Here is a 3,881-nt window from a genome sequence, read left to right as displayed (position 1 = left end):
AACTTTGGTCAGACCTTGCCACTCTTTTGATGAATCTTAAATCTCATAAGCGTCTCTATTTTCAGAAAGGACTGCACGCTCTAACCCTTATAAAATCGGCTTTATAGCTTGCTTGTCACCCCTCAAGGGTGGAGACATTGTTTTTCTTCCTTGGTTAGAAAGAGAAGTAGACTCATCCCATATCGTTCATGCAGCCTATCGCCTCGAAAAACCCCGACAAACCATCCTCAAAACCCTCCAACGCTATGCACCCATTCTCAACTTAAAACTCCCCGAAGGCGACCCAGAAACGTGGGATTTTTAGGAATTGAAATCTAGCGATCGCGCTTCCCAAACTGCTTTCTTGAAAAATGCGATCGCACCTTCAAACAAATTCTGAGAGAGAATAACTCTGAGGAAGATGAACAATGCGATCGCGATATTCGTCTCTAAACGAGGCAAAAGCAAGGAAAATGAGTTCATCAATATTTTGACCAATTGTTAATTTGGGATTCAAGATAAAAATTCCCGGAATGTGACGATTGCGATCGAGGTGTTCGGCTAAATGAACAGGCATTGAAGTGCGATTATTCGTGACCAGAATAAAGTTATATTCTTCACACCAAAGCAATATTTCAGGATCGAGAGTTCCTTTTGGAGGTGCGGGCAATTCACCAATTTCCCAAACCATTAGATCGGGGTGTCGCCGTCGCAACTGCGCTGTATAAATTGGGTTCATATTCTCATCTAGCAGATAACTCAGCATTATTTTCTTTTGTCTTTGCTTCTTGTTCTGCTCTCAATTTCCGCAAGCGTAGCATCGTCGGTGTAGGATTAAGTTCTTGTGCTTTACGTTCTTGGTGTCCCCATTCTAACCAATCAGCAATATATTTGCCTACGGTTTCTTTATTTTGAAAATAATAAAGTATTGTTGCATAAACTTGCTCTAAAGTAATCGTAGAAAAGCAATTCACGATTTCTTCAGGAGTCCGACTGTGATAGATATACTCATAGAGAATGTTTTCAATTCCCACTCTCGTCCCTTTGAGACGAATATCATCGGGACGTTGAAAATCAAAATAGTCTTCTAGCTGCATTGTCCTTCTCCAGCGATCGCCTTCCTTCCACTATTATAACAAAACCGTGCCAGGCGATCGCACTTCCAAAACTGCTTTGTTGAAAAATGCGATCGCCCAGCCAATATGCTATAATCAAAGGGTTTATTTTAACTCAAACGATCGCCTAACCAGTAAATGAAAGGAGCAAGAGCGATCGCCGGTAGAAAGGAAGCAATGCGAATGCGAGTGACTTCTAACAGGTTTAAACCTAAGCCGAGAATCGTTAAACCCCCCACTCCAGTGACAAGGAAGATACGAGGATCGGTTTGAGGATCGGGGATGAAATTAGCCAAACTTCCGGCTGCGAGGGAAATACTGCCTTGATAAAGGAGTATGCTAAGAGTAGAGAAACCAACCCCGATGCCATAACTACTGGTCAAAGCAATAGAGGCGATCGCATCCATGACGGCTTTGAGGACGAGGAGGGTATTATCTCCAGTTAAACCATTATTGAGGCTACCGAGGACCGCAAGAGAGCCAACACAGAAGAGTAAGCTACTGGCGACGAAACCTTCGGTAAAGCGACCTTTACTGCGAAATCTCCTTTGCAACCAGTCCCCGATCGCAGCGAGGCGATCTTCGATTTGCAGGGCTTCTCCGAGAATCCCCCCCATAGTGAGAGCTAGTAAACCGAGAATAATACCATCAATTTTGCCGCCTTGTGCTTGATTGAGACTGTCGGCCATGGTTACACCGATCCAAATCGTGAGGAGTCCGAGAGCTTGTGTGAGAATTTGCTGCATTTTTTGGGGTAGGCGGTTTTGCAGCAATAGCCCGAAGGTTGTCCCGACAAGAATAGCAATAATGTTAATCCATGTCCCACTCGTGCGCGTCCAGAAGTCTAAATTCATGTTAGCGGCGATCGATAGTTAGAACACCATTTTGACAGTCCGCGATCGCAGTGTCCCCTTCCCCAAAGGCATTTTCTAAAATTTTCGTCGCCATTGGGTTTTCTAACTCCCGTTGAATAGCACGTTTTAAAGGTCGCGCCCCATAGACAGGATCGTAACCCACTTCGACCAAATAATCTCGCGCCGCGTCGGTTAATTCTAACGTAATTTGTTGTTCCTCCATTAATGTTTGCAAACGTCGCAATTGAATATCGACAATTTGCCGTAATTCTTCTCGTTTCAGAGGTGTAAAAACAATGGTTTCATCAATACGATTGAGAAATTCTGGGCGAAAATGATTGCTTAATGCCTCTAAAACTAAATCTGTCACGGAAACAGTTTCTTTCGGTTCTTGCAACATTTGTAAGGCTTCGCGAATTCCTATGGCGATCGCCTCTTTTAGCTCTCTTGGCGGCGGTTCTACAATATTCTCTGCTTGGGAAACCGCCTGTTTTAACCAATCAATTTCCGTTTCTTGGAAGGTTTCCCGAATTAATAAACGAAAATCAGATAGGGAAATATCTGGCGATCGCACTTTAATCAAATTATTCCATAAATCCTCAATCCAGTCGGTAGTTTCCTCTTGTAAAGCGATCGCAATTCTTTCACTAATACGCTGTTGCAAACGTGCTTCAATGCCCTTCATTGGCTTCGGTTTGGCTTTTCCTTTCAACTCTTCCAGGAGATAATTACTGCCGATATTACTGGTCATCACAATCACTGTATTGCGAAAATCCACCAATCGCCCCTGAGAGTCCGTCACTCGCCCATCATCCAAGATTTGCAGCAAAATATTAAAAATATCCCGGTGTGCCTTCTCCACCTCATCCAATAAAACCACAGAATAGGGACGACGGCGCACGGCTTCCGTTAGTTGTCCCCCTTCCTCATAGCCGATATACCCCGGAGGAGCCCCCACCAAACGGGAAACCGTGTGTTTCTCCATGTATTCCGACATATCGAGACGCACCATTGCTTCTTCGCTATCAAAGAGACATTGTGCCAAAGTTCTGGCTAATTCCGTTTTCCCCACTCCTGTAGGTCCGAGGAACATAAACGAGCCGATGGGACGATTGGGATCTTTCATCCCCGCCCGAGCGCGACGAATGGCCGCCGATACCGCCGATACTGCTTGATCTTGCCCGATCACCTTCTCGTGTAAATAGCCTTCCAGTTGCAGTAATTTTTGCCGTTCCGACTCCAAAAGACGATTAACGGGGATCCCCGTCCACCGCGCCACTACTTCGGCGATATCCCCTTCTGTGACCTCCTCACGCAATAAGGCTTCTCCTTGGGACTGTCTGACCAAAAATGCCGCCTCTTTTGCCTCCCGATCGCCCTGTAATTGTTCTCGTTCGTATTTCAACTGATAGGCGCGGTTTTGGTCGAGGTCCCGCAGGGCGCGATCGATTTGTACCCTTAATTTATCTTCTCGTTCTTTGAGAGTATTAATCTCCTCTAACATTTGTTTCTCTGCATTCCACTGGGAGGATAATCCTGTTTGTTTTTGCTCCAGTTCTTGAATTTCTTGGATAATGCGATCGATGCGATCCTGGGAAACACTACTACTACCGCGCTCATTTTCTCCCTCAATAGAGAGTTTTTCCATTTGTAACTGCATCAAACGGCGATCGATCGCTTCTAATTCAAGAGGTTTGGAAGTAATTTCCATTTTTAGCCTGGCCGCCGCTTCGTCTACGAGGTCGATCGCCTTATCGGGAAGGAAGCGATCGCTAATATAGCGGTTGGATAGGGTCGCGGCGGCAACCAGGGCAGAATCGGTGATTTTCACCCCGTGGTGGACCTCGTAGCGTTCTTTTAGACCCCGCAAAATAGAGATAGTATCTTCAACTCCAGGTTGACGCACATATACTTGTTGAAAACGTCGCTCGAG

At 45.4% G+C, this 3,881-nt stretch carries 6 protein-coding genes; 1 reads left to right on the top strand and 5 read right to left on the bottom strand.

Features of this window, described 5'->3' with window-relative positions; all coding sequences use genetic code 11:
- Window positions 1-112 precede the first annotated feature (112 nt).
- On the top strand, window positions 113-304 hold the full coding sequence (locus VB714_RS26840) for a hypothetical protein (protein WP_323228365.1): 192 nt from the start codon (window positions 113-115) through the stop codon (window positions 302-304).
- 60 nt (window positions 305-364) lie between these two features.
- On the opposite strand, the gene VB714_RS26835 is transcribed toward VB714_RS26840, so the two are convergent.
- The 5 genes from VB714_RS26835 to VB714_RS26815 form a co-directional block, all read right to left on the bottom strand.
- Window positions 365-748, bottom strand: coding sequence for a DUF5615 family PIN-like protein (locus VB714_RS26835; protein WP_348539846.1), 384 nt, complete (start codon window positions 746-748; stop codon window positions 365-367).
- Window positions 723-1,076, bottom strand: a complete 354-nt coding sequence (locus tag VB714_RS26830) for a DUF433 domain-containing protein (protein ID WP_323228364.1) — start codon at window positions 1,074-1,076, stop codon at window positions 723-725. The genes VB714_RS26835 and VB714_RS26830 overlap by 26 nt, the downstream gene beginning before the upstream one ends.
- Window positions 1,054-1,194 (bottom strand): hypothetical protein, encoded by a 141-nt coding sequence (locus tag VB714_RS26825; RefSeq protein WP_323228363.1) that lies wholly within the window; start codon window positions 1,192-1,194, stop codon window positions 1,054-1,056. Before VB714_RS26825 ends, VB714_RS26830 begins: the two co-directional genes overlap by 23 nt.
- A 10-nt stretch (window positions 1,195-1,204) precedes the next feature.
- The gene (locus VB714_RS26820; RefSeq protein ID WP_323228361.1) at window positions 1,205-1,948 is read right to left on the bottom strand and encodes a DUF554 domain-containing protein; all 744 of its coding nucleotides are present in this window, start codon (window positions 1,946-1,948) and stop codon (window positions 1,205-1,207) included.
- A gap of 1 nt (window position 1,949) precedes the next feature.
- The coding region (locus VB714_RS26815; protein WP_323228360.1) for an ATP-dependent Clp protease ATP-binding subunit at window positions 1,950-3,881 on the bottom strand (1,932 nt) is incomplete at its 5' end.

Origin of the sequence: Spirulina sp. 06S082, assembly GCF_034932145.1 — a bacterium.
Classification (GTDB): Bacteria; Cyanobacteriota; Cyanobacteriia; order Cyanobacteriales; family Spirulinaceae; genus CCY15215.
This window is presented reverse-complemented; position numbering and strand designations above follow the sequence as displayed.